The sequence below is a fragment of the Demequina sp. NBRC 110053 genome, assembly GCF_002090095.1.
In the GTDB taxonomy this organism is placed as follows: Bacteria; Actinomycetota; Actinomycetes; order Actinomycetales; family Demequinaceae; genus Demequina.
Genome location: NZ_BBRJ01000002.1, coordinates 1,889,547 through 1,911,649 on the forward strand (window position 1 = coordinate 1,889,547; position 22,103 = coordinate 1,911,649).

General features: G+C 71.8%; 22 protein-coding genes. 12 read left to right on the forward strand and 10 right to left on the reverse strand.

Going from position 1 to position 22,103, the window contains the following annotated elements; all coding sequences use genetic code 11:
• Positions 1–158: 158 nt before the first annotated feature.
• Positions 159–575 carry a carboxymuconolactone decarboxylase family protein gene (locus tag B7K22_RS08860; protein ID WP_159448821.1) on the forward strand — a complete coding sequence of 139 codons (417 nt, stop codon included), beginning with the start codon at positions 159–161 and terminating at the stop codon, positions 573–575.
• A gap of 35 nt (positions 576–610) precedes the next feature.
• On the opposite strand, the gene B7K22_RS08865 is transcribed toward B7K22_RS08860, so the two are convergent.
• Positions 611–1,588, reverse strand: a complete 978-nt coding sequence (locus tag B7K22_RS08865) for a hypothetical protein (RefSeq protein ID WP_084039544.1) — start codon at positions 1,586–1,588, stop codon at positions 611–613.
• On the reverse strand, positions 1,585–1,923 hold the full coding sequence (locus B7K22_RS08870) for a PadR family transcriptional regulator (RefSeq protein WP_084039545.1): 339 nt from the start codon (positions 1,921–1,923) through the stop codon (positions 1,585–1,587). Before B7K22_RS08870 ends, B7K22_RS08865 begins: the two co-directional genes overlap by 4 nt.
• A gap of 145 nt (positions 1,924–2,068) precedes the next feature.
• Here B7K22_RS08870 and B7K22_RS08875 point away from each other — a divergent pair, with 145 nt between their 5' ends.
• Positions 2,069–2,461: a phage holin family protein gene (locus B7K22_RS08875; RefSeq protein WP_159448822.1), complete on the forward strand. Its 393-nt coding sequence runs from the start codon at positions 2,069–2,071 to the stop codon at positions 2,459–2,461.
• Between the two features lie 3 nt (positions 2,462–2,464).
• Here the strand turns inward: B7K22_RS08875 and B7K22_RS08880 are convergent, their stop codons facing one another.
• The 4 genes from B7K22_RS08880 to B7K22_RS08895 all read right to left on the reverse strand — a co-directional run bounded on the left by B7K22_RS08880 (position 2,465) and on the right by B7K22_RS08895 (position 7,746).
• Complete coding sequence (locus B7K22_RS08880) at positions 2,465–2,875, reverse strand: MarR family winged helix-turn-helix transcriptional regulator (protein ID WP_144276324.1); 411 nt, start codon at positions 2,873–2,875, stop codon at positions 2,465–2,467.
• Positions 2,876–2,904: 29 nt separating this feature from the next.
• Positions 2,905–4,533 (reverse strand): YbaL family putative K(+) efflux transporter, encoded by a 1,629-nt coding sequence (ybaL, locus tag B7K22_RS08885; RefSeq protein ID WP_084039548.1) that lies wholly within the window; start codon positions 4,531–4,533, stop codon positions 2,905–2,907.
• A gap of 141 nt (positions 4,534–4,674) precedes the next feature.
• Entirely contained in the window at positions 4,675–6,408 is a 1,734-nt protein-coding gene (locus B7K22_RS08890) for an alpha/beta-hydrolase family protein (RefSeq protein WP_084039549.1), read from the reverse strand.
• A gap of 81 nt (positions 6,409–6,489) precedes the next feature.
• Entirely contained in the window at positions 6,490–7,746 is a 1,257-nt protein-coding gene (locus tag B7K22_RS08895; RefSeq protein ID WP_200807382.1) for an arginine deiminase, read from the reverse strand.
• Positions 7,747–7,847: 101 nt separating this feature from the next.
• On the opposite strand from B7K22_RS08895, the gene B7K22_RS08900 reads away from it, so the two are divergent.
• The 6 genes from B7K22_RS08900 (at position 7,848) to B7K22_RS08925 (ending at position 13,622) form a co-directional block, all read left to right on the forward strand.
• A complete protein-coding gene (locus B7K22_RS08900; RefSeq protein WP_084039551.1) occupies positions 7,848–8,249 on the forward strand; it encodes a hypothetical protein in 402 nt (133 codons plus the stop codon).
• A gap of 227 nt (positions 8,250–8,476) precedes the next feature.
• Positions 8,477–9,508: a cysteine synthase family protein gene (locus B7K22_RS08905; RefSeq protein WP_200807383.1), complete on the forward strand. Its 1,032-nt coding sequence runs from the start codon at positions 8,477–8,479 to the stop codon at positions 9,506–9,508.
• Positions 9,505–11,196: an FAD/NAD(P)-binding protein gene (locus B7K22_RS08910; RefSeq protein ID WP_084039552.1), complete on the forward strand. Its 1,692-nt coding sequence runs from the start codon at positions 9,505–9,507 to the stop codon at positions 11,194–11,196. Before B7K22_RS08905 ends, B7K22_RS08910 begins: the two co-directional genes overlap by 4 nt.
• Positions 11,189–12,607 (forward strand): alanine racemase, encoded by a 1,419-nt coding sequence (locus B7K22_RS08915; protein ID WP_084039553.1) that lies wholly within the window; start codon positions 11,189–11,191, stop codon positions 12,605–12,607. The genes B7K22_RS08910 and B7K22_RS08915 overlap by 8 nt, the downstream gene beginning before the upstream one ends.
• A gap of 84 nt (positions 12,608–12,691) precedes the next feature.
• Complete coding sequence (locus tag B7K22_RS08920) at positions 12,692–13,111, forward strand: ribonuclease E inhibitor RraB (protein ID WP_084039554.1); 420 nt, start codon at positions 12,692–12,694, stop codon at positions 13,109–13,111.
• Positions 13,104–13,622, forward strand: coding sequence for a GNAT family N-acetyltransferase (locus B7K22_RS08925; protein ID WP_084039555.1), 519 nt, complete (start codon positions 13,104–13,106; stop codon positions 13,620–13,622). The genes B7K22_RS08920 and B7K22_RS08925 overlap by 8 nt, the downstream gene beginning before the upstream one ends.
• Before the next feature lie 191 nt (positions 13,623–13,813).
• On the opposite strand, the gene B7K22_RS08930 is transcribed toward B7K22_RS08925, so the two are convergent.
• Complete coding sequence (locus B7K22_RS08930; protein ID WP_084039556.1) at positions 13,814–15,217, reverse strand: MFS transporter; 1,404 nt, start codon at positions 15,215–15,217, stop codon at positions 13,814–13,816.
• Positions 15,218–15,319: 102 nt separating this feature from the next.
• On the opposite strand from B7K22_RS08930, the gene B7K22_RS08935 reads away from it, so the two are divergent.
• The 3 genes from B7K22_RS08935 to B7K22_RS08945 all read left to right on the forward strand — a co-directional run bounded on the left by B7K22_RS08935 (position 15,320) and on the right by B7K22_RS08945 (position 18,423).
• A complete protein-coding gene (locus tag B7K22_RS08935; protein WP_084039557.1) occupies positions 15,320–16,360 on the forward strand; it encodes a serine hydrolase in 1,041 nt (346 codons plus the stop codon).
• 108 nt (positions 16,361–16,468) lie between these two features.
• Positions 16,469–17,170: a nucleoside/nucleotide kinase family protein gene (locus B7K22_RS08940; RefSeq protein ID WP_084039558.1), complete on the forward strand. Its 702-nt coding sequence runs from the start codon at positions 16,469–16,471 to the stop codon at positions 17,168–17,170.
• A complete protein-coding gene (locus B7K22_RS08945; RefSeq protein ID WP_144276325.1) occupies positions 17,167–18,423 on the forward strand; it encodes a DUF2254 domain-containing protein in 1,257 nt (418 codons plus the stop codon). The genes B7K22_RS08940 and B7K22_RS08945 overlap by 4 nt, the downstream gene beginning before the upstream one ends.
• 72 nt (positions 18,424–18,495) lie before the next feature.
• On the opposite strand, the gene B7K22_RS08950 is transcribed toward B7K22_RS08945, so the two are convergent.
• From B7K22_RS08950 to B7K22_RS08960, 3 genes are all read right to left on the reverse strand, one after another.
• Positions 18,496–19,197, reverse strand: a complete 702-nt coding sequence (locus B7K22_RS08950; protein WP_144276326.1) for a hypothetical protein — start codon at positions 19,195–19,197, stop codon at positions 18,496–18,498.
• Positions 19,198–19,461: 264 nt separating this feature from the next.
• Positions 19,462–19,707, reverse strand: coding sequence for a hypothetical protein (locus B7K22_RS08955; RefSeq protein WP_084039561.1), 246 nt, complete (start codon positions 19,705–19,707; stop codon positions 19,462–19,464).
• A gap of 75 nt (positions 19,708–19,782) precedes the next feature.
• Positions 19,783–20,856 carry a class I SAM-dependent methyltransferase gene (locus B7K22_RS08960; protein ID WP_234983366.1) on the reverse strand — a complete coding sequence of 358 codons (1,074 nt, stop codon included), beginning with the start codon at positions 20,854–20,856 and terminating at the stop codon, positions 19,783–19,785.
• A gap of 226 nt (positions 20,857–21,082) precedes the next feature.
• On the opposite strand from B7K22_RS08960, the gene B7K22_RS08965 reads away from it, so the two are divergent.
• A complete protein-coding gene (locus tag B7K22_RS08965) occupies positions 21,083–22,039 on the forward strand; it encodes a 5'-nucleotidase (protein ID WP_144276327.1) in 957 nt (318 codons plus the stop codon).
• The last annotated feature ends 64 nt before the right edge of the window (positions 22,040–22,103 follow it).

Consider the following 22,103-nt stretch of genomic DNA (forward strand, 5'->3'; position numbering starts at 1 on the left):
GCGGGCTGCTGCGTGCATCAGGTTTCCTCCATCGAAGCACCCTCGCCCGGGAAGCGGGCGGTGGCGCGCCGCGTGCGGTGCTGGCGTCGATGACCGGTTCGCATGGTGCTGCGGCGCGGATGGGTGCCGCGTCAGGCGCCGTTGCTACGCTCGCACTCGTGAGTGCGGCAAGGGTGAGTCCCGAGTTCCTGAAGGCGTTGGAGGACTTCGACGCTGCCGTGGGGGAGGCGCTCAAGCCCAAGCTCCGCGAGATGCTGCGGCTGCGCTGCTCGCACATCAACGGCTGCGCCTACTGCATCCGCCTGCACTCGGAGCAACTCGCGTCGCTCGGCGCGCGTCCCGAGCTCATCGGCGCACTCGCGCGGCCCGTGAAGCTCATGCGCGAGGGGCTGGTCAGCGAAGGCGATGCGGCGGCGCTGCGCTTCGCCGAGGTGCTGACGGACTACCCCCGCGGCCTCGAGGTCGAGGCGCGCGATGTGGCCGGGCAGTTCTTCACCCAGAAGCAGCTGGGCGCGATCGTCGAGACCGTCGCCGTCATCAACGCCTGGAACCGCGTCACACGGGGCATGGAGTAGCGCCAAGCCGCCCGCCGCGTTCCGGCGCGGGCCGTCTAGGTCCGCGACCCGCGCCGTGCCCGCGTCCACGTTCCCCACGCGTCCGCGACGCTCACGACGGCCACGACGATCAGCACCACCCACTCGACCTGCTCGAGCGTGACGGTGGTCGCGGCGTCCGGCCAGCCGATCTCCTCGAACAGCGCGCGGTTGAGCAGGTCGTGCTGGAGCACGGGGACGGCCACGAGAATGAGGGCCGCGACGTCGAGGGCGAGCGTGAGCCACCAGTCGCCCATCGTCCACCGGCCGCGCACCTGTCGCGCGACGACCACGACGGCCTCGACGGCCATCACCGCCAGCAGGGCGGGCAGCACGAAGGTCCACAGGTCGGGGTTCAGGACCGGCAGGACTTCGCCGTCGGCGGTGGTCGCCCACGGCCACAGCTGCTGCCAGACGATGAGCGCTGCGCCGATCGCGAGGGTCGCGAGCGCCACCGCCGTCTCGACTCCGCTCACGCGCACGTCAGGCGACTCCTTGAGACGTTCGACGGTCCACGGCTCGGAGAGCTCGTCCGCTGGGGTCCCGGCGCGCTCGAGGATGGCGAACACGAGCGTCACCCAGAACACCAGGTGCACCCCGACGGTGAGGGTGCCGCCGACGGTCGAGCCGATGATGGCGCCCAGGGACTCGTCCCCGAGCCACATCCCGAAGGGGATGAGCACGGCGATGATGGGCAGCACGATCCACAGCAGCAGGATCGTCAACCGCCTCCACTGCAGGAACAGCCGCGGCCCGATCAGCATCAGCGGCCTGTCCGCGTAGTCGGCGGCGAGACGGTCGGGGTCGCCCATCTCGTTGAGGACGGCCGTCTCGAGGGCCGATGCGCGGTCAGGGGCGTCGGGGAGGGCGCCGGCGTCGAGGCGCGCGTCGATCGCGTCGGCGATCGCCGCGCGCAGATCCGCCTCGACCTCGTCGCGCTGCTTGACGGGGGTGCGCGACAAGGTCGCGGCCACGTAGCGGTCGGTGAGGCTCATGAGTGCTGTCCAATCTGGTGCAGTGCCGTGGTGATGCGGTCCCAGTCCTCGCGGAGTACCGCGACGAGCGCGGTGCCGTCGGCGGAGGTCGTGTAGACCTTGCGCGGCCGCGCCTCCGAGGTGTCCCACTCGAAGGTGAGCAGTCCCTGCTTCTCGAGGCGGCGCAGAAGGGGGTACAGGGAGTTGGCCTCGATCTCGAGGCCCAGGCCGGCCAGGCGGGCCAGCAGGCTGTAGCCGTAGTCGGGGGCGGCGGCGAGCAGCGCGAGGCACGCGAGGGACGTGCTGCCGCGGCGCAGCTCCTGACGCTGCTGGGCGATGATCTCCTGATCGAGCATGAGTCACACGATAATGTGTGACGCACACTATTGCAACCGCGACCGTATTGCCGACGGGAGGGCTCCCGCGATGCACACCGGCTCAGCCCGCGCATCGTCCCTCCTCGCCGCGCGCGAACGCCCAGGCAGGAGTAGCGTCAGCCGCATGGTGAGATTCCTGTGGAGCGTACTGACGACCGTCATCGGGGCGGCGGTGGGCCTCCTGCTGACCGCGCTGATCCTCGGCGATGAGGACTTCGAGATCAACGCGAGCGGCTTCATCTGGGCACTGGTGATCTTCCTGCTCGCGCAGGCGATCCTGTCGCCCTTCATCCTCAAGATGTCCGTGCGCTACGCCAGCGCCCTCACCGGAGGCGTCGCGCTCATCTCGACGTTCGTGGCGCTGCTGCTCGCGGACATCTTCAGCGACGGACTGTCGATCAAGACGCTGCTCGGCTGGGTGCTCGGCACCGTCCTCGTGTGGCTGCTGAGCGCGCTCGCGGGCTGGCTGGTCGGCGCCGTGTTCCTCAAGAACAAGCTGCAGGACCGCAGGGACTGAGGCTCAGTCCTCGACGTTGTCGCGCATCGTGCGCAGCACCCTCACCGCGACCGCATAGTCCTCGTCGGAGATCCCGTCGCGCGCGTGATCATGCAGCCGTTCGATCTCGCCGTGGAGCGCCTCCAGCGCCTCGAGCCCCTCGTCCGTCGCCACGTGGCGGCCGTCGACCTCGGCCGCCCATCCGCCCGCCTCGAGCCCGTTCCAGGCATCGGTGGCGCGCGCCGGCGTGTAGCCCACGGGCAGGCGCGCCTCGACGGCCTCCCACGCGAGCGGCCCGTCGGCGGCTGCGAGCACGCTCAGCATCACGAACTCGGCGCTGGTCGTGGAACGGTCCGCCAGGGCAGACTCGAACGCGCGGGTGAGCGCGCGATCCAGCATGCGGGCGAGAGCATCAAGGCGGTCGACGTCGTCCATGCGGACCACGCTACGCCTTCGTGGCTTCGCTAGGCCTGCTCGCCGTCCGTCAGCACGTCGGTGACCATGAGGTCGGCCACCTCGTAGACCCCCACCAGCACGCGGTCGGCCCCCGCCTCGGTGAGGTACTGGACGTCCACATCCTCGTGGCCGCGCGCGATCACGCGGACGTCGGGAGCGAGGCGCTTGACCTTCGCCACGATCGCACCGGCGTTGAGCGGGTCGGGGATGGCGATCAGCACGGTCGTGGCGTCGTCCAGCCCCGCGGCTCGCAGCACCTTCGAGCGGACGGCGTTGCCGAGGATCGCCTCCCGGCCGTCGTCGCGCAGGGCGGTGACCCGGTTCTCGTCGTCGTCGATCACCACGCACGGCACGTCCTTGGTCCACAGCGAGGCGGCTACGCGCGTCCCCACGCGCCCGAACCCCACCACGATGACGTGCTCGGAGCCGGTGTACTCGACGGGAGCGGACTCGCCGCTGACGCCGTCGGCCTCGCGGTACGAGCGCGCCGCCCACGCGAACAGCAGGGGGTTGAGCATGATCGACAGGATGGCGCCGCCGAGCACGAGGTCCTGCGCGTCCTGCGGCAGGATCTCGAGGTTGCCGCCCAGCGTGATGAGGATGAAGGAGAACTCGCCGATCTGGGCGAGCGCCGCGGCCACCACGAGCGACATCTGGCGCGAGTACTTGAGCATGCGCACGATGCCGAACGCGACCACCGACTTGCCGACCACGATCACGAGGGTGGTGACCAGCAGGGCGAGCGGGGCCTCGATGACGATGCGCCAGTCCACGAGCATGCCGACGGAGACGAAGAACAGCACGGCGAACGCGTCGCGCAGCGGCAGCGTCGAGTCCGCCGCGCGGTGCGAGAGGTCGGACTCGCGCATGATCATGCCGGCGAAGAAGGCGCCCAGCGCGAAGGACACCTCGAACAGCCACGCCGCGCCCACTGCGACGCCCATGCCGACGGCGAGCACGGACAGCGTGAACAGCTCGCGCGAGCCGGTGTCGGCGACGCGCGCCAGGATCCACGGGATCACGCGCTTGCCGACCACGAGCATCAGCGCGACGAACAGCGCGACGCGCACGAGCGTCCAGACGAGCTCTCCTGCGATGGCGCCCGGCCCGTTCGCATCCGCGGCGAGCACGGGGATCACGACGAGCGCGACGACCATCGCGAGGTCCTCGACGATCAGCCAGCCCACGGCGATGTGCCCGGCCCTGGTGTCGAGCAGCTGCTTGTCCTCGAGCGCGCGCAGCATGACGACCGTCGACGCGACCGACAGCGCGAGGCCGAACAGCAGGGATGCCCCGAGCGTCCAGTCGAGCCACAGGCCCACGCCGGTGCCGAGCGCCGTGGCGGCGGTCATCTGCGCGATCGCGCCCGGGAGCGCCACCTTGCGCACGGCCAGCAGGTCCTTGAAGGAGAAGTGCAGGCCCACGCCGAACATCAGCAGGATGACGCCGATCTCCGACAGCTCGAGCGCGATGTCCTGGTCGCCCACGAATCCCGGGGTGTACGGGCCTATCAGCAGACCCGCGGCGAGATAGCCGACGATGGGCGACATCCGCAGCCGCTGGGCGATGAAGCCGAGGATGAACGCGAGCGCGAACCCCACCGCCATCGTGGTCAGGAGCGGCGCATGGTGGAGCATGTCCGAATTCTACGGGGCGGGCGTGTCGGCCCCGTGACGGTCGTCACCATGGCCGGGGCTACCGTGATCCCCGCCGGTGAGCGCCGGGTCCGCCGCCGCGCCGTCCCCATGGCCGCGCGGAACCCGGCCCGCGCATCGGCCCTACGAGCTGCCCGTGAGCGCCAGCTCCCTGGCCTCCTCCCGCGCCACGAGCGTGCTCGCGAGCTCGTCGAGCCGCGCCGCCGGCCAGTCGGTCGCGGATGTGACCCCGGCCCACGCGGCGGCGTTCGCGCGGTACGTGTACAGATGGCCGAACCCGTCGGGGATCGACCCCGCGGCCGGCAGGTCGAGCAGCACCTGCCACATGGTGACGAGCGGATACCAGCCCATCTGGTCGGAGACGTCGGGCGCCCTGTCGCCCTGCAGCCACTCCGGCTCTTCCCACGCGAGCTCCTGGTTGAACCACACCACGGGGTCCGAGCCGTGCTGCAGGTAGGCCACGCGCGTGGGACCCCAGGTGCCGCCCTCCGGCGACACGCCGCGCTCGTCCGCGAAGCGCACCGTCTCGCCGTCGTGGAACACCGGCAGCCAGGCCGGGCTGCCGGCGTCGCGCGCCTCGGTGATCTCCGTGTGCATCTCGTTGAGGAAGGGTGGCCCCGACAGCAGCGCTCCCTCGATGGGCTCGTTGAGGATCTCCGGGCTCGAAAGCACCGCCTCGACGCCCGTCGCGCCCAGCGACAGCCCGTAGAGGTACAGGCGCGGCCGGGACTCCAGAGGCAGGGTCGACCAGTGGTCGTGGACCAGCCGGAACACCTCCCGCGACGTCTCCTGCACGACGTCCTGATCAGCGAGCAGCGAGATCCAGCTGGGCAGGTAGGAGTACTGCACGCCCGCGATGGCGGTGTCGCCGTTCCACAGGTGCTCGAGCGGGTCCACGCCGCGCGGGTCGATGAGGCCGGTGCCCGTCACCGTCGTGATCACCAGCACCTCGCGGTCGAAGGCCCCCATGCGGTCGAGCTCGGCGAGCAGCAGCTCGGCGCGCTCCTCGAGGGTGTCCGCTGAGCGCAGCCCCACGTAGGCGCGGATGGGCTCGAGGGCGCCGCCGCCCGTCACCTCGTCGATGTCGGCCGCCGTCGGGCCCGAGCTCACGAACGACCGTCCCTGGCGGCCGAGGGTGTCGAACGGGACGAGCGAGGCCTCCGACCCTGACCTCAGCTCGGAGGATGGCTGGGTCACCCCGGGCTTGTCCTGCAGGTCGCGGCCCGAGGAAATCCAGTTGGACGTCGTGAAGAAGGCGTTCACGAAGGCGCCCGACGCGACCCACCACAGCGCCGCGATCAGCACCAGCGCCGCGATGGCGACGGCGAGGCGGCGCGGCAGCCACCGATCGAGCAGGTCGTCAGTCCAGCGGAACAGCGTGCGCAGCGACCGCGCGATGATCAGCAGCGCGGCGGCGACGAGCGCGCCCACCGCCACGATCACGGGCCAGACCAAGGGCGACAGCGGCTCCATGCCGAACAGCAGCCGCAGGTCGTTCTGCCACCCCACGTAGGACCAGACGGCGAGGCCGGCCTGCACGCCGATCAGCGCCAGCACGGTGAGGACGAGGACCACTCGCACGCGGCCCTTGGCCGTCGGGCCGCTGAGGAAGCGCCACACGGCGAACACCGCGGCTCCCAGCCCGTAGCCCACCATGAACGCCACGCCCGAGCCGATGCCCTGCGCGTATCCCGCGCGCGGCAGCAGGGACGGCGTGAGCGAGATGGCGAAGAAGTACAGGCCGGTCAGCAGCCCGACGGCGGAGAACGACGGCTCGAGGATGCCGGGGGCGCGCTCGCGCTCCGGCGGCGGCTCGGTGAGGCGGCGTCTGGCGCGCTCCCACGTGGTGACGGCCACCGCTCCTCCCCTCGCCCGCGGTCCTGGTCCCTGGGGCGAGCGTATCGCGGGGGTCGGGCAGGGCCGATGCGGGTCGAGCGTCTACGCGTCGCGCTGGAGGGGCTGCGTCATGCAGTGAGCGCCGCCGCGCCCACGACCCAGCTCCGCACCCACGATCTCCAGCACCTCCATCCCCGCCGCGCGCAGCAGCGCGTTGGTGTGGGTGTTGCGGTCGTAGGCGACGATGACGCCGGGCTCCAGGGCGAGCACGTTGTTGGCGTCGTCCCACTGCTGGCGCTCGGAGGCGTAGCGATCGCCGCCGGTCTCGATGACCCGCAGCCGATCCACCCGCAGCGCGCGTGCGACGACGTCGAGGAAGGGCGCGGACTCGGTGCGCACGTCGAGCAGGACGGGAGGCTCGGCCTCGTAGATCGAGTACGTCTCGATCTGCTCGACGATGCCGGGGAACACCGTCACGAGGTCGCGGTCGCACATCGTGAACACGGTGTCGAGGTGCATCGCGGAGCGCAGCTTGGGCATCTTCGCCACGATGACGTGCGACGCGGCGCCAGCCGCGAAGAGCTCGGTCGCGAGCTGGGTGATGGCCTGGCGGCTCGACCGCTCGGACATGCCGATCACCACCACGCCGCCGCCCAGCGGCATGACGTCGCCGCCCTCCAGCGTCGCGAGGCCCTGATCGAGCTCGGGGTCGCCCCACCATGTGGTCACCGCGTCAGCGAAGGCGGGATGAAAGGCGTAGACGGCCTTCATCAGCAGCGTCTCCGCGTGACGCGCGGGCCAGTATAGCGGGTTGAGCGTCACGCCGCCGTAGATCCAGCTGGTGGTGTCGCGCGTGTAGAGGGTGTTGGGCAGGGGCGGCATGAGGTAGTCGCGCATGCCCGACTCCTCGCGCACGAGCGCGATCGACGGCGGCGAGAAGTCGCGCGGAAGGTCGGAGGTGCTCAGACCTCCCAGGACGTAGCGGGCGAGGGTGTCGCTCGGCAGCTGGTCGAGGAACGCCCTGACATCTGCCACGAGCCCGAGTCCCACCTCGTTGGGGGTGATCTTGCGGTCCAGCAGCCACGCGCGTGCGTGCGGCAGGTCGAGCGTCTGGGCGAGCAGCGCGTGCAGTTCGAGCACCTCGATCCCGCGCGACTCCATGAGCGCCACGAACTCGGCGTGATCGCGACGAGCGTTCTCGACCCACATCACGTCGTCGAACAGCAGTGCCTCCGCGTTCGACGGCGTCAGGCGGTTGTGCGCGAGGCCGGGGGAGCACACCAGCACGCTGCGCAGCTTCCCGACCTCGGAGTGCACGCCCCAGCGGTGCGGCACCGTGTCAAGTGCAGTTCTGTCCACGTCACGCTCCGTTCCTCAGCCGAACGTATCAGCGCGGCGCGCCGTCAGCGCAGCGCGCACCGACCATGGACGGGCGCAGTCCGCGCTTCTACGATGATCCCGTGACCATCGAGGACACGCCGCCGCCTCCCGCGAGCGCCGATCGGGTCCGCGTGCGCCGGCGCACCGCGGCGGCGATCGCGGCAGCGGTCGTCACGCTCGGCCTCCTGGGAGCGGTGCTGGCGGCGTCGCTCCATCCCGCGCATCTCGAGTGGTACCGCGCCGACGGGCAGGCGCTCGAGGTCGAGGTGTGCAGGGGGTCCGGCGAGGCGGTCGCGTGGTCGCGCGTGACGGAGACCGGCGAGCAGATCGTGGTCGACATCGAGCTCTTCACCACGATGCCGCCGGGTCTGCCGCGCAACGCGATGGCCACGTGCGACCTCGTGAGGCTCGAGCTCGACGCTGCAGTGGACGGGCGCACGGTCGTCACGCCAGAGGGCACCGCACTGCGCGCGCTTCCCTGACCGCTCGCGAGCGCTCTCCGCGCGGCTCGGACGCGCAGTGCGGTGCCCGCGCGCCGGTGCTCTGGTGTGCCTCGCAGTCGCCGCGCTCGCACCATCGCGCCCGATCGACGAGGAATGCGGCGCGCTCGGCGGCGGTTGGAGTCGTCGGGACAGGGGGCTGCCGCGGCGTCGAGGCCGCGCTCGACCGCCGACCCCACGCAACCTCGCGAAGAAGGGCGGTACTGGTGGTGACAGGCAAGACCATCGCGGAGCGCGACGCCGCGCCGAGCACCCTGCACGGCGGCTACCTGCCGACTCCGGTGAGCCGGCTCGAGCACCTGTTCCCTGGCAGCTCGACGCCCATTCACGCCAAGCTCGACCAACTCCAGCTGTCGGGCAGCACCAAGGAGCGGACGGCGGGATTCCTGCTCGACCAGCTCGAGCGCACGGGGGCGCTCCAGGCAGGCGGCACCGTCGTCGAGTCCACGTCCGGCAACCTTGGCATGGCGCTTGCGCGCCAGTGCACGCTGCGTGGATACACCTTCGTCGCCGTGGTGGACGAGCGCGCCAACGTCGCCGCATGCCAGACCATCGAGGCCTATGGCGGCCGTCTCGAGCGCGTCGAGACCCCCAGCGACGGCAATCGACTGCGCGCGCGCGTGGATCGTGTGGCGCAGCTGCTGGCCGACGATCCCGGCGCGGTCACCACGCACCAGTACGCCAACCCTGCCAACCCCGCGGCGCACGCGCACAGCACCATGCCCGAGCTGGTGGAGGCCTTGGGCGCACCGCCGGATCACCTCTATGTCGCGATGAGCACCACGGGTACCGTCCTGGGCTGTCAGCAGGCGATCACGGCGGCCGGGTGGCACACCCGACTGGTGGGTGTGGATGCGGAAGGCTCCGCCCTCTTCGGCGGCGAGCCTGGAGAGCGCAAGCTTCCCGGCCTCGGCGCCGGATTCCAGACCGCGCTGTCCGAGCGGGCGCACCCCGACGCGGTGGTCCGAGTCAGCGAGGCCGACATGGTGACGGGATGCCGCCTGCTCGCACGCCGGGAGGGTCTCCTCGCGGGGGCATCGACGGGAGCGATCGTCGCGGCCATCGGACGCGACCTGCCGCGCCTGGGTGCCCACGAGAGCGTCGCCATGCTGATCCATGACGGCGGAGCTGCCTATCTCCCGACGGTCTTCGACGACGGCTGGGTGACCGCGGAGATCGCGGGAGGGGCCGATGCGCTCGCGGCTGTGCATGACGTCAACCCGTTCTCGGGTCGTCCATGACGGGTGCTGGGCTGGTCGCGAACGCGGACCTGGTCGTGGTGGGGGGTGGTCCGCGGGCGCTGTATGCCTTGGCTGACCTCGAGACCGCACTCGCGGAGGCGGGCGGGACGGTCGACGGGGATCGGCCGTTCCGCGTGACGGTGATCGATCCCGGTGACCCGGGCGCGGGTGCGGTGTGGGATCCGAGCCAGCCCGATCACCTCGTCATGAATGTCGACGCGCGCATCGTGGACGCGACCTGCCCGAGCGTGCCGAAGACCTTCGCGCAGTGGCACTCGCAGCGACATGGTGAGGTCGGCACGACGGCGCTGTACCCGCCGCGCGCCGTCGTGGGCGGCTACCTCTCCTGGGCGTTCGACCGGCTGCGCGCGTCGCCCCTGCTGCAGATCCGCACCGTCCGGGCGCTCGTGAAGGACGTCCGCCGCGACGACGCCGGCTGGGTGTGCCTGCACGACAGTGACGCAGCAGCAGATGGCCGCGAGCGAGGGAAGCGGGTGCTGCTCGCGACCGGGCACGCCGGTGGTGCGGGCATCGACCACGCCGCCGTCGCCGACGTCTCGAGCGGGCCCGCTCCGGGCTCGATCGTGGTGATCCGCGGCGCAGCGCTCACGGCGTTCGACGTCGTGCTCGACCTCACCGCCGCGCGCGGCGGGACGTGGCTCCCGGACGCGGCCGCCCTATCGGGGCTCACCTACGTCCCGAGCGGCCAGGAGCCTGAGGGCATCGCGCTCGTGGCCCGCTCCGGCGAGGTCATGCTGCCCAAGCCGGACGCGGCACCCCCGGCCGTGGCGGAGGCGGTGACGACGCAGACGGCCAGGTTGACCGCCTTGTTGACGCCCGACGACGCCTGGTGGGAGATCATGGCCGATGCGGCGGTCGCCGCCGCGCGAGCCTCCGGCGTCGACGTCGCGCGCGAGCGACTGTGGGAGAGGCTGGACGCCGCGCCCGACCTGGCCGACGCAGGGGGCGTCGACGGGCGGTGGGCGCGCGATATCGGGCGCGCCACGGGCGACGTCGACGACGATCCTGCGTGGTGGTGGGGGCGCGCCTGGTCCGCCGGCTATGCCGATGTGGTGCATTCGCTCGAGCGGGGCCCGCGCGACCAGCACACGTGGACGCGGTGGCGCGAGCGCGCGATCCGGCTCGAGCGGTGGGCGTTCGGCCCGCCGCTCGCCACGCATCGCCGCCTGCTCGCGCTGCGCGAGGCGGGCCTGCTCCGCGTCGACCGCAGCGCACCCGACAACGCGGTCGCGCCCGTCGCTCTCGGCACCCACGCGGGGCCGCCGACCGGCACGTCGGAGGGCCGCCGCGAGCAGGTCGTGATCGACGCCTTCACGAGCGGACCCGGCGTGCTCGACTCGCCCAGGGCGTGGGACGCGGATGCCTTCCGGCCGTCGCCGGGGCGTGAGCCCTGGAGCTCCCTGTTTGAGTCGGGGCTCGCCACAGTGCGGCCGGGGGAGCGCGGCGTCCACACGCTTGCCGACGGCGCGTGCGTGGGCGGCGACGGGAGGGCCGTCCCCGGCCTGAGCGCGCTGGGCCGGCCCACCGAGGACGCCGTCATCGGGCACGACTCCCTCAGGCGCCACCTGCATGGCGACTCGCGTCGCTGGGCGCGAGCCGTCGCGGCGCAGTGGCTCATCACCGATCACCCGACTGGCACACGAAGCAAGGAGCACGTCCATGGCTGACAGCACGACCACGGTGAGCGTGACCGGCGTCTCGCCACTCACCGGCCGTACCGAGGAGTGGATGGAGCAGCTGCTCGCCGATCCGGAGCAGGTGGCCGGGCTGGTGAGCGAGCACGGCTCGCCGGTCAACGTGCTCGACTTCGCGCCGCTGGCTCGCAACGCCCGCGAGCTCATCGACGCGGCCGCGGAGGCCGACGTCCGCCTGGGCGTGTACGTGGCGCGCAAGGCGAACAAGGCGCTGGGACTGGTGCGCAGCGCCCGCGACGCCGGGCTCGGTCTCGACGTCGCCTCGCATGCGGAGCTGCGCCAATGCCTCGAGCTCGACGTCCCCGGCAGCGCGATCATCGTCACCGCGGCCGTCAAGTCGCGCCCGCTGCTCGAGGAGGCGATGGGGGCCGGGGCCGTGATCAGTCTCGACAACGGCGACGAGCTCGAGGACGTGCTGGAGCTGGCACGCGAGAGAGACGAGGCCCCCCGCGTCGCCCTGCGGCTCGCGTCCTCCGACCCCGACCTCCGCCCCACGCGGTTCGGCCTCACGGCCGCGGCGTGGGACGCGGCGCTCGCGGACGCGGGCGTGGCCGGCCGCCTGCGCATCGAGGGCGTCCACTTCCACCTCGATGGCTACAGCGCCGCCGACCGCGCGACGGTGCTGCGAGAGGCGCTCGCGTGGGTGGACCGGCTGCGCGAGGGCGGTCACGATATCTCCTTCATCGACATGGGCGGCGGCGTGCCCATGCGCTACCTCGACGACGCCGCTGAGTGGCGAGCCTTCTGGGAGCGGCTCGAGGGCGACGCGGCCGGCAGCCTCACGTGGCGCGGGGACCGGCTGGGCATGGTGGATCCCGGAGCCGATAGGCCGTCGCCGACGGTCTACCCGTACTGGCAGCGGACGGTGCGCGGCGAGTGGCTGCGTGAGGTCCTGCAGGCGCCGGCCGGCGAGCGGTCGACGATCGCGCGCGAGATCTCCGAGCGCGGCCTCGAGCTGCGCTGCGAGCCTGGCCGCTCGGTGCTGGACGGGTGCGGCCTGACCCTCGCGGAGGTCGTGTTCCGCAAGGCCACGAGCGACGGCGTGCCGATCGTGGGTCTGCACATGAACCGCACCCAGGTCAGGTCGACCTCGACGGACTTCATGGTGGACCCGCGATGGGTGCGGCCCGCGTCCGCAGGTGAGCCGAGCCCGGCGTTCGAGGGCTTCCTCGTCGGTGCGTACTGCGTCGAGGACGAGCTGATCCTGCGCAGGAAGCTGCGCTTCGCCGAGGGCGCCGCGCGCGGCGACATCGCGGCGTTCGTCAACACCGGCGGGTACCTCATGCACATCCTCGAGAGCGCCTCGCACCAGATCCCGCTCGCGGCGACCGTGGTGCGGGAGGACGGTGAGTGGGTGCGCGATGGCATCGATGCGCTTGCGTGACAGCTCGCCTGACCCGGCGCTCAGGGAGCGCCGAGCGCTCCCAGCCCGCGCATCGGCGCGCCCGAATGGGGTTAGCGTGAGCCCATGGGACTGTTCTCCAAGCTGACCGCAGGCAAGCGCAAGCGCGTGGACCCCTACGGGCTGTGGTCGGACGATGCGGAGCAGCTCGACCGGTTCCTCGAGCGCGGCGCGAGCGCGGAGGCGCCGCGCGACTCGGAGTTCTCGTTGTCGTTCACCAACGAGGAGGCCGCGCGGGCCGCGGGCAAGGAGCTGGGCGAGGCGCGCGTGCGAGGCGAGCTGGTCGCTCCGAGCCATGGCGTGGACGAGTGGACCGTGATGATCTACGGGCGCGACCAGCCGCTCGTGCCCGACTTCCTGCGCGACACCATCGACCGCGCCGAGGCCATCGCCGCGTCGCACGGCGGCGATTACGAGGGCTGGGTCGCGAAGTACACCGCCGCGGAGAAGGCCGACTGGGGCGTCGAGCTCCTGTTCGATGACTGACCGCGCTGATCCCGTCGACGTCCGGCTGCGCCGCTGGACCGACGCCGACCTGGCGATCCTCGAGGCGGGCAACTCGCCGGAGATGACGCGTCACCTGGGCGGTCCCGAGTCGACGGCCGAGGTGCGGCGCCGGCACGAGCGCTATCTGCGCGGCTGGGACCTCGGGATGCCGCGCATGTTCGCCGCGGTGTCGACGGCGGGCAGGCCCCTCGGCTCCGTGGGCTGGTGGGAGTCGACGTTCCAGGAGCGCGACGTCTACGAACTGGGCTGGCTCGTGCTGCCTGCCGCACAGGGGAGGGGCGCGGCGACGGCGATGACCCGGCTCGCGGTCGCTGACGCGATCGCGCAGGGCGACGGCCGCGACCTCATGGCGTGCCCTTCCGTCGACAACGCCGCCTCGAACGGCGTGTGCCGGGCGGCCGGGTTCACGCTGGTCGAGACGTCGACCGAGACGTTCCGAGGGGTCGAGATGACGCTCAACTTCTGGGTGCGCCCTGGCGTCTCGCGGTAGCGCCGATGCGCGGGCTGGGTTCCGGCTCGCCGTCGGCTTTCGCGGTGGCTACGCCGCGCAGGTGCAGCGGTCGGACTCGGCGACGCCGGCGAGCGCCTCCTCGACGTGCAGGCCGCAGCCGGTCCAGGTGGTCTTCTCGCAGGTGGCGCAGCGGATGGGGGAGCACATGGACTCCATTGTCGCAGACGTCGCTATGCGGCCTCGGCGGGCGGGGCGGGGTTGCGGATCCCGAGCCACGACACGAGCCCGCCGAGCGCCATCGCAACGGCGGTCGCGATCATCGCGCGGTGGAAGCCGTCCAGGTCCAGCTCTCCGCCCACGATCGCCGCGACGCCCGCGATCGCGATGAGACCCGCGATGCGCGAGACGGCGTTGTTGGTCGCCGAGGCGATGCCCGAGCGCTCGGGCTCGATCGCGCCGAGGATCGCTGCCGTGAGCGGCGACACCGTGACGGTGAGGCCGAACCCGAAGACGACGACGCCCGGCATCAGCTGCCGCCACACGTTGAGGTCCTCGCGCACGAGCAGCATCATCAGCGCGCCGACCGCCATGATGGCGGGCCCCGCGGTCATGAACAGCCGCGGCCCCCACTGGCCGGCGAGCGCTCCCATGCGCGAGGACAGCAGGATCATGAGGATCGTGATGGGCAGGGTGGTGAGGCCGGCGACCGTGGCCGACAGTCCGCCCTCCTCCTGCAGGTAGACCACGATCACGAAGCCGTTGAGCGACAGTGCACCGTAGACCAGCCAGGTCGCGAGGTTGCCCCACGCGAAGTTGCGCACCGTGAACAGGCTGAGCGGCAACATCGGCGCGCGGGCGCGGGCCTGCCACCACAGGAAGCCGGCGAGCGACAGCGCCCCCACCACCCCGGGGAGCCAGACCAACGGCGATCCCCATCCCAGGTTCGGCTCCTCGATGAGGGCGAACACGACCCCGCCCAGCCCCACGACGCACAGGAATGCGCCCAGGTAGTCGACCCGCGCATCGTCCCTGCGGACGTCCCGCTGCTCGAGGCGCGCGAGCATCCACAGCGTCACGCCGATGGGCACCACGTTGATGAGGAACGCGAGCCGCCACGAGGCGAGGTCGACGAACAGCCCGCCGATGATCGGGCCGGCGACCATCGCCGCGCTGGTCAAACCGGTCCACGTGCCGATCGCCTTCGCCTGCGCTGCGCCGCGGAAGTTCGACGTGATGAGCGCGAGCGAGCTTGGAACCAGCATCGCGCCCGCAACGCCCTGAAGCAGGCGCGCCGCGATCAGCACCGGCGCGGACGGTGCGAGGGCGATCAGGATGCTCGTCACGGCGAACCCGACCAGGCCCCAGCGGATCACCCGGATGCGCCCGTAGGTGTCCGAGACCGAGCCCGCGACCAGGATGAACGCGCCGAGCGTGAGCAGGTAGGCGTCCACCGTCCACTGCTGGGTGGTGATCCCGCCGCCCAGCTCGTCGACGATCGCCGGCAGCGCGACGTTGACGATGGTGCCGTCCAGGAAGGACACGAAGCTGGCGAGGATCGCGATCCACAGGATGAGGCGCTGCTCGCGGGGGACGTCGGTGACGCCGGGTGGTCCGGAGGGTGCAGGTGCGCTCACAGGCTCAGGCTACGTCGCGCAGCCACCCCTCCTCACGTTCGCGTCCAGATGGTGGCTGAGCGACGTGCGTCGAGGAACGCGGCAGCGGGGTAGCGTCGCACCATGCACCGTGACCTGCTTGAGACCGACTCGTGGCGCGCCGACCTCGACCGCGCCATCGCCGAGGCGCACTTCAGCGGCGTGGTCGCCGTGCACAGTGGTGATCCGCACAGTGGCGGCGAGCGCGTCCTCACACGCACGGTGGGCTGGGCGCACCGCGCGCACCAGGTTCCCGTCACGCCTGACACCCGGTTCGGCATGGCGAGCGGGTCGAAGGCGTTCACGGCGCTCGCGGCGATGAGGCTTGTCGCCGGCGGCGATCTCGCTCTCGACGCACCCGTGCGCACGTGGCTGGGCGGCGACCTGCCGCTGATCGACGACCGCGTCACGCTCAGGCACCTGCTGACGCACACGTCGGGCATCGGCGACTACCTCGACGAGGAGGCCGGCGGAGAGGTGACCGACTACGTGCTCACGCTGCCCGTGCACCGGCTCGTCACGGCCGAGGACTTCCTGCCCGAGCTTGACGGTCATCCGCAGCGCGAGGCGCCGGGCGAGACCTTCCGGTACAACAACGGCGGCTTCATGGTCGCCGCGCTCGTCATCGAGCGGGCGGCCGGGCGACCCTTCCAGGACGTGGTCGCGGACGAGGTGTTCGCGCGCGCAGGGCTGACGGCGACGGCGTTCGAGCGATCGGATCGGCTGCCGGGCGACGTGGCGCTCGGCTACCTCGAGGACGAGGGCGACTGGACCAATGTGCTGCACCTGCCTGTGCGCGGCGGCGGCGACGGCGGCGCGGTGACGAGCATCGACGACCTGGACGCGTTCTGGCGGGCGCTCGCGGGCGGTCGCATCGTCGAGCCGGCCGTGGTCGCTGACATGACGCGGGCGCGTCACGACGTGCCGAGCGAAGGCCTGCGGTACGGGATGGGGTTCTGGCGGCACGCGACCGGCGACCCGTGGCTGATCGAGGGATACGACGCGGGCGTGTCGATGCGTTCGACGTTCGATCCCGCGACCGGGGTCACCGCCAGCGTGCTGGCCAACACCGCGGAGGGCGCATGGCCGGTGATCGAGGTGGTCGCGCGGCTGTTCGACGCGTGACCCCGTCGTCGGCGTGCCTTGGCGTCCAGACGGTTGCTGACGGGCAGTTCTCGCGCTGGCGCGTCACCTGATGGTGGCTGACCGTCGCGCGGCACACTGGGACTCGTGATGGACGTCGAGGAGTGCGTGGCGGTCGCCGTGCGCATGGCCGATGCGCCTGGCCGGACCATCCTCGGCGTCACCGGTGCGCCGGGGGCGGGCAAGTCGACGCTCGCCGCCCGGGTGGCGGCGGCCGTCAACGCAGGTCAGCGGCGCGGAGCGGTCGTGGTCCCGATGGACGGCTTCCACCTCGCCCAGGCCGAGCTCGACCGCCTGGGCCGCGCGCAGCGCAAGGGCGCGATCGACACGTTCGATGGGTTCGGCTTCGTGGCGCTGCTCCGACGGCTGCGCGCCGCCGAGGAGCCGGTCACCTACGCGCCTAAGTTCGATCGGACGCTCGAGGAGCCCGTCGCCGGCGCCATCGCCGTTCCGCGGGACGCCCCGCTCGTGATCGTCGAGGGCAATTACCTGCTGATGGACGCGCGGCCGTGGGACCAGGTCGGTGCGCTGCTCGATGCGGCCTGGTACGTCGACCTGCCCGATTCTGTGCGGCGTGACCGGCTTATCGCGCGGCATGTCGCGCACGGCCGCTCGCCCGAGTCGGCGCGGGCGTTCGCGCTCGGGTCGGACCAGGCCAACGCGGACCTCATCGCTGCCACGCGCGAGCGGGCCGAGGCCGTCGTGGCGCTCGCGGACACGGCACGCGAGGCGGCAGGATCGTGGGAGACGGAGGGTCGCGCAGCGGCGCGCGGGCCGGAGGGAGCACGATGAACGGCGAACGCTGGCGCATGCTGGGCGCGCGGCTGGGTGAGCAGATCTGGTGGCGCCTGGTGCTGTTCACCATCGGCGCCCTGCTGCTCGTGGTGGCCGCCTGGCTCCTCGGGCCCTACCTCCCGACGTCGCTGACCCTCGAGTTCGGGCAGGACTCGGTCGCGAACATCCTGCAGATCCTCGCGACGTCGATGCTCGCGGTGACGACCTTCTCCCTGACCGCCATGATCTCCGCGTATGCGGCAGCGGCGCGCGGGACCACGCCCCGCGCCACGCAGCTGCTCATCAGCGACCCCACGTCGCAGAACGCCCTGTCGACGTTCCTGGGCACCTTCGTGTTCGCGATCGTCGGGATCGTGGCGCTGTCGACGCAGGCCTTCACCGAGCAGGGCAAGTCCGTGCTGTTCCTGGGCACGCTCGTGGTCATCGCGATCGTGGTCGGCACCCTGCTGCGGTGGATCCACCACCTCACCGGGTTCGGTCGCGTGCCCGACGTGCTCGATCGTGTGGAGGCCGCCGCGACGGACGCCGCGCGCGCGGCGGCGCGCCGGCCGCATCTGGGCGGCCAGCCGGCCGTCGCGGTGCCCCGCGGTGCTCGGGCGGTGCGGTCCGGCGCCGCCGGCATCGTGACCGGGATCCTGATGGAGCAGCTGCATGGCGTCGCCGAGGACGCCGAGGCCACTGTCCACGTCGTCGCGCTGCCGGGCGTGACCGTGGGCCATGGAGAGCCGCTCGCCTGGGTGCTCGGCGGCGAGGAGCGAGAGGACTGCCTGGCGGCGGCGGCCGAGTGCTTCCGAGTCGAGAAGCACCGCTCCTACGAGCAGGACCCGCGGCTGGGGTTCGTCGCCCTCGCGGAGATCGGCAGCCGCGCCCTGTCGCCGTCCACCAACGACCCCGGCACCGCGATCGAGGCGCTCAACGCGGTCGAGCGGGTGATGACCCGCATGATGCTCACCGAGCAAGAGGACGGCGTCGACCACCCGCGCGTGCACGTGCCCGCGCCTGACTACGGAGACGTGATCGAGGACGCGCTGCGGCCCATCGCCCGCGATGGTGCGACGCTCGTGGAGATCGGTCTGCGCGTTCAGCGCGTGGTGCGGCACCTGCTCGCGCTCGCGGATGAGGAGGAGGCCGATGCGCTGCGGGCGGCCTCCGAACGTGCCGAGCGGCGCGCCCTCGCCGGGCTGACCGACGAGGGCGACCGGGCGCTGGTCCGCGACGCCGCGCGCGAGGCGCGCGATCGATCCACCTGAGCGCGGTGATGGTGCCTGACCGTCGCGTCGGGCGTCGATGTGTCAGCTGATGGTGGCCGATCGATCGCGGCGCTACTCGTCGACGAGCGACGCGGCGAGCGTCGCGAGCCAGTCCGACCAGAACTCCTTCCACGGTCCAGTCGCGGCGTATGTCTCGAGCTTCTCGTGCGTCACCGTGAGCTTCGTGCCCTTGGCGGCCGCGCCGAACGCGAACTGGACCCGGCCGAGGCCCTCTCCGGAGCCATCGCCGCCATCCGCATCGGCGCTGTCGACGAGGGCGAACCGCGGCGACTTGACTCCCGTCTTCGATGCTCGCGTGGCGGTCAGGCCGGGGAGGAGCGCGGCTCGCGACTCGTCATCCTCGAGGAGCTCGCGCAGCTGCCCCGGCGGCACCGCGACGGTGCGCGAGCGCGAGACCGTGAAGGTGCCGTCGGGCATCTGTCCCGGCAGGCGCATGCCCGTGATGCGCTCATAGCCGACGGTGACGCCCTGCGCCCACCACCCGCCGATGTCCGAGTGCTCGTTGACCCAGGCCGCGATCTCGGTGTGGCTCGCCGTACGGCCCGGGCCGGCATCGATGCGTGCGACCCACTCGTCCCAGCTGGAGCCGGTGGCCATCTTGATGGCGGCATCGGTGTGCTCGGGCTGCGCGGCCCAGCCGTCGCCGGTCGGTGCTTTCTGCGCGACGAGCGCGCGGCGCGCGGCGGCGTATCTCTCGCCCGTCGCGGACATGCGAGCGCGAACCCGCTTCTTGAATGATTCCTGCGTTGTCATGAGAACTCCCGTCATGCGCGACGCCGACCGCCCGCGCCGGCCGAGCCGCGCCACACGGCAGCTCGCCCTCGCCGAGCACGTGGGGGTCCCCTTTGCCTCCACCGGTCGCCCGGCCAGCGGCAGCGCGAGTGCCGCGAAGGAGGTGAGGCGAGACGGGTCGCCTCAGGTCAGGATACGGCGATTCTCCTCACAGGGCGCGGGCGACGGCGCGAAACGTCACTGCACTCCTCACAGGGCACGCGGGGCCGGGAGAAGGGCGTCGTGCTACGCGGCGGGCTCGTCGACCGGGCCGGTCGGCGTCGCGCGCACGCGCTGACGCTCGACGTTGTCGAGCAGACGGCGCAACCGCACTCGAGCGTTGCGGCGCTCGGCGTAGGAGTCGGCCTTCTCGAGAGCCTCGTACGCGTCGAGCACGAGGGCGTGGACCACGGAGGCGTCGTCCGTGCCCAGGCGCAGCGCGAGCTCGTGCACGGCGGCCTCGGTCGCGGCGTTCTCGATGTGCAGAGTCATGGCCCCATTCTACGACCGATCGCTGCCAGCATCACGGGCGGACGCACGCGCTCGGCGGCGTCGACACGCGCCTCGCTACACGTGCAGCTGATAGAAGCGGAAGAAGCCGAAGTCCTCGATCGGCAGCGTCGTGACGTCTGCGAATCCTGCCTCGAGCGCGTAGCCCTTCAGCGTGGAAGGACGCATCACGGTGCCGGTGCCGACGGACGGCTGGGAGGACATGCCGTCGGGAAGGCACACGAACAGGCTGAACCCGTACATGAGCCTCTCGACGTCGTCGCCTGGCGTCGGTCCGCCGTCGCCGACGGCCTCGTCCATCACCACCACCACGCCATCCGGCTTCACCGCGCGGCGCATGGCCTCGAGCACCTCGACGGGCCGGGGCATGTCGTGCAGAGCCTCGAAGATGAAGATCGCGTCGTAGGTGCCGTCCACGGCGAGCGCGTCCCCCGGGCGGAACGTCACGCGATCCGCGAGGCCCGCGGCAGCCGCGTTCTCCCGGGCTCGCTCGATCGACGGCTCGTCGATGTCGATGCCCACGATGCGCGCGGCGGGGTAGGCGTCCGCCAGGGCGATCGAGGACCACCCGGCGCCGCACGCGACATCGGCGATCACCGCATCGGCGCGGCCCAGGACGCCGTGCACGTCGGGCACGCCCTCGAGCGCCCCAGCGAGCATCTGCTCGAACCATGGCCGATTCATGGCCGCCTGGGACCAGCGCGCGTCGTCTCCCATCTGGTCCCAGCTGACCCCGTGTCCGGTCCGGTAGGCGTCGAGCAGCGCGGGCATGTGCGTCGCGGCACCCACGAGCATGCGGGCGAGCGGCGAGATGTAGGCGAGCGAGCGCTCGTCCGTGAGCGCCTCGGCTGCTCCTGGCGGGAGCGAGAAGCGCGTGGGCAGGCCACCGTCAGCCTCGAGGTACCCCGACGTAGACTGCTGCTCGAGCCATTCGCGGGCGTACCGGGGATGGGTCCCGGTGCGATCCGCGAGCTCGTCCGCGGTGAGCGGTCCCGCGGAGGCCAGCGCGCGGTACCAGCCCAGGCGGTCGCCCAGATGGATGGCGAGGATGTCGATCGCGCCGAGTGCTGCGCCGAACACGTGCTCGGTCCAGTCGTCAGCGTTGGCGTGCACGGGTGGTGAGATGGTCACGGTTGGCCCCCCTGGCTCTGCGTGCCCGTCATCGGGCGTCCTCCAGTGTGCCCGGATTGTCCGGATTCGCCAATGGTGGTGAACGGAATCGGCGTGAATGCAAGGGGTACGTCCGTCGAGGCTGTGGGGAGCGGCCGTGCGCCGCCCCGGTGCGGCCAGATATCGTGGAGCGTTGTCGCGGGCCCAGCCCGCGCATCGTCCGTCCCCACTCGCCAGGAGGCCCCGCTTGCCCGCCTACGACCTCTCCGGCCGGCTCGTGGTGGGCGTCGCGTCGAGCGCGCTGTTCGACCTGACGGAGTCGGACGCGTATTTCCGCGAGCACGGGGTGGCGGCGTACTCGGAGTACCAGGATCGCAACGTCGACGTCACGCTCGAGCCGGGCCCGGCCTTCCCGTTCATCCAGCGGCTGCTGCAGCTCAACGACCTGCGGCCGGGCGATCCGCTGGTCGAGGTGATCGTGCTGTCGCGCAACGCCGCGACCACCGGCCTGCGCGTCATGCGGTCCATCGAGCGCCACCAGCTGCCGGTGACGCGCGCGTTCTTCACGCAGGGCCGGTCGCCGCTGAGCTACATCGGCGCGCTGGGCATGAGCCTGTTCCTCACGCAGAACCAGGACGACGTCCTGACCGCGGTGCGGGCCGGCCATCCCGCCGGCCACGTGCTGCCCTCGGCGGCCACCTACGACATGACGGACCGGTCGCTGCGCATCGCGTTCGACTTCGACGCTGTGCTCGCGACCGACGAGTCGGAGCGCATCTTCCAGACCGAGGGCATCGACGGGTTCGTCGCCAACGAGGTCGCCAAGCGCGACGTCGCCCACGTGCCCGGGCTGCTCAAGCCGCTGCTCGCCGACCTCAACCGCATCCAGCGCATCGAGGCCGATCTGCAGGAGCAGGACGCCGACTACGAGCCGCGCGTCCGCATCGCGCTCGTCACCGCCCGCGCGGCGCCCGCGCACGAGCGCGCCGTGCAGTCGCTGCGCTCGTGGGGCGTGACCATCAACGACGCGTTCTTCCTGGGCGGCATCGAGAAGGCCACCGTGCTCGAGGTGCTGCGGCCGCACCTGTTCTTCGACGACCAGCACGGCCACCTGTCCGGCGCGCTCGAGCACGTCGCCGGCGTGCACGTGCCCTATGGGGTGGCGAACGAGACTCTCGCGGAGGCCGCGGGCGTCGAGATCTGAGCCGCTCGCACGCAGATGCGGGTTGGGCGGCGTACGGTCGGTGACATGACCGATGCGCCCACCC

Excerpts from the sequence above, each read along its gene's own strand:
- B7K22_RS08865 (WP_084039544.1), bottom strand. The coding sequence starts at position 1,588 with ATGAGCCTCACCGACCGCTACGTGGCCGCGACCTTGTCGCGCACCCCC.
- B7K22_RS08870 (WP_084039545.1), bottom strand. The coding sequence starts at position 1,923 with ATGCTCGATCAGGAGATCATCGCCCAGCAGCGTCAGGAGCTGCGCCGC.
- B7K22_RS08875 (WP_159448822.1), top strand. The coding sequence starts at position 2,069 with ATGGTGAGATTCCTGTGGAGCGTACTGACGACCGTCATCGGGGCGGCG.
- B7K22_RS08880 (WP_144276324.1), bottom strand. The coding sequence starts at position 2,875 with ATGGACGACGTCGACCGCCTTGATGCTCTCGCCCGCATGCTGGATCGC.
- ybaL (WP_084039548.1), bottom strand. The coding sequence starts at position 4,533 with ATGCTCCACCATGCGCCGCTCCTGACCACGATGGCGGTGGGGTTCGCG.
- B7K22_RS08910 (WP_084039552.1), top strand. The coding sequence starts at position 9,505 with ATGACGGGTGCTGGGCTGGTCGCGAACGCGGACCTGGTCGTGGTGGGG.
- B7K22_RS08915 (WP_084039553.1), top strand. The coding sequence starts at position 11,189 with ATGGCTGACAGCACGACCACGGTGAGCGTGACCGGCGTCTCGCCACTC.
- B7K22_RS08920 (WP_084039554.1), top strand. The coding sequence starts at position 12,692 with ATGGGACTGTTCTCCAAGCTGACCGCAGGCAAGCGCAAGCGCGTGGAC.
- B7K22_RS08925 (WP_084039555.1), top strand. The coding sequence starts at position 13,104 with ATGACTGACCGCGCTGATCCCGTCGACGTCCGGCTGCGCCGCTGGACC.
- B7K22_RS08935 (WP_084039557.1), top strand. The coding sequence starts at position 15,320 with ATGCACCGTGACCTGCTTGAGACCGACTCGTGGCGCGCCGACCTCGAC.
- B7K22_RS08940 (WP_084039558.1), top strand. The coding sequence starts at position 16,469 with ATGGACGTCGAGGAGTGCGTGGCGGTCGCCGTGCGCATGGCCGATGCG.
- B7K22_RS08945 (WP_144276325.1), top strand. The coding sequence starts at position 17,167 with ATGAACGGCGAACGCTGGCGCATGCTGGGCGCGCGGCTGGGTGAGCAG.
- B7K22_RS08950 (WP_144276326.1), bottom strand. The coding sequence starts at position 19,197 with ATGACAACGCAGGAATCATTCAAGAAGCGGGTTCGCGCTCGCATGTCC.
- B7K22_RS08955 (WP_084039561.1), bottom strand. The coding sequence starts at position 19,707 with ATGACTCTGCACATCGAGAACGCCGCGACCGAGGCCGCCGTGCACGAG.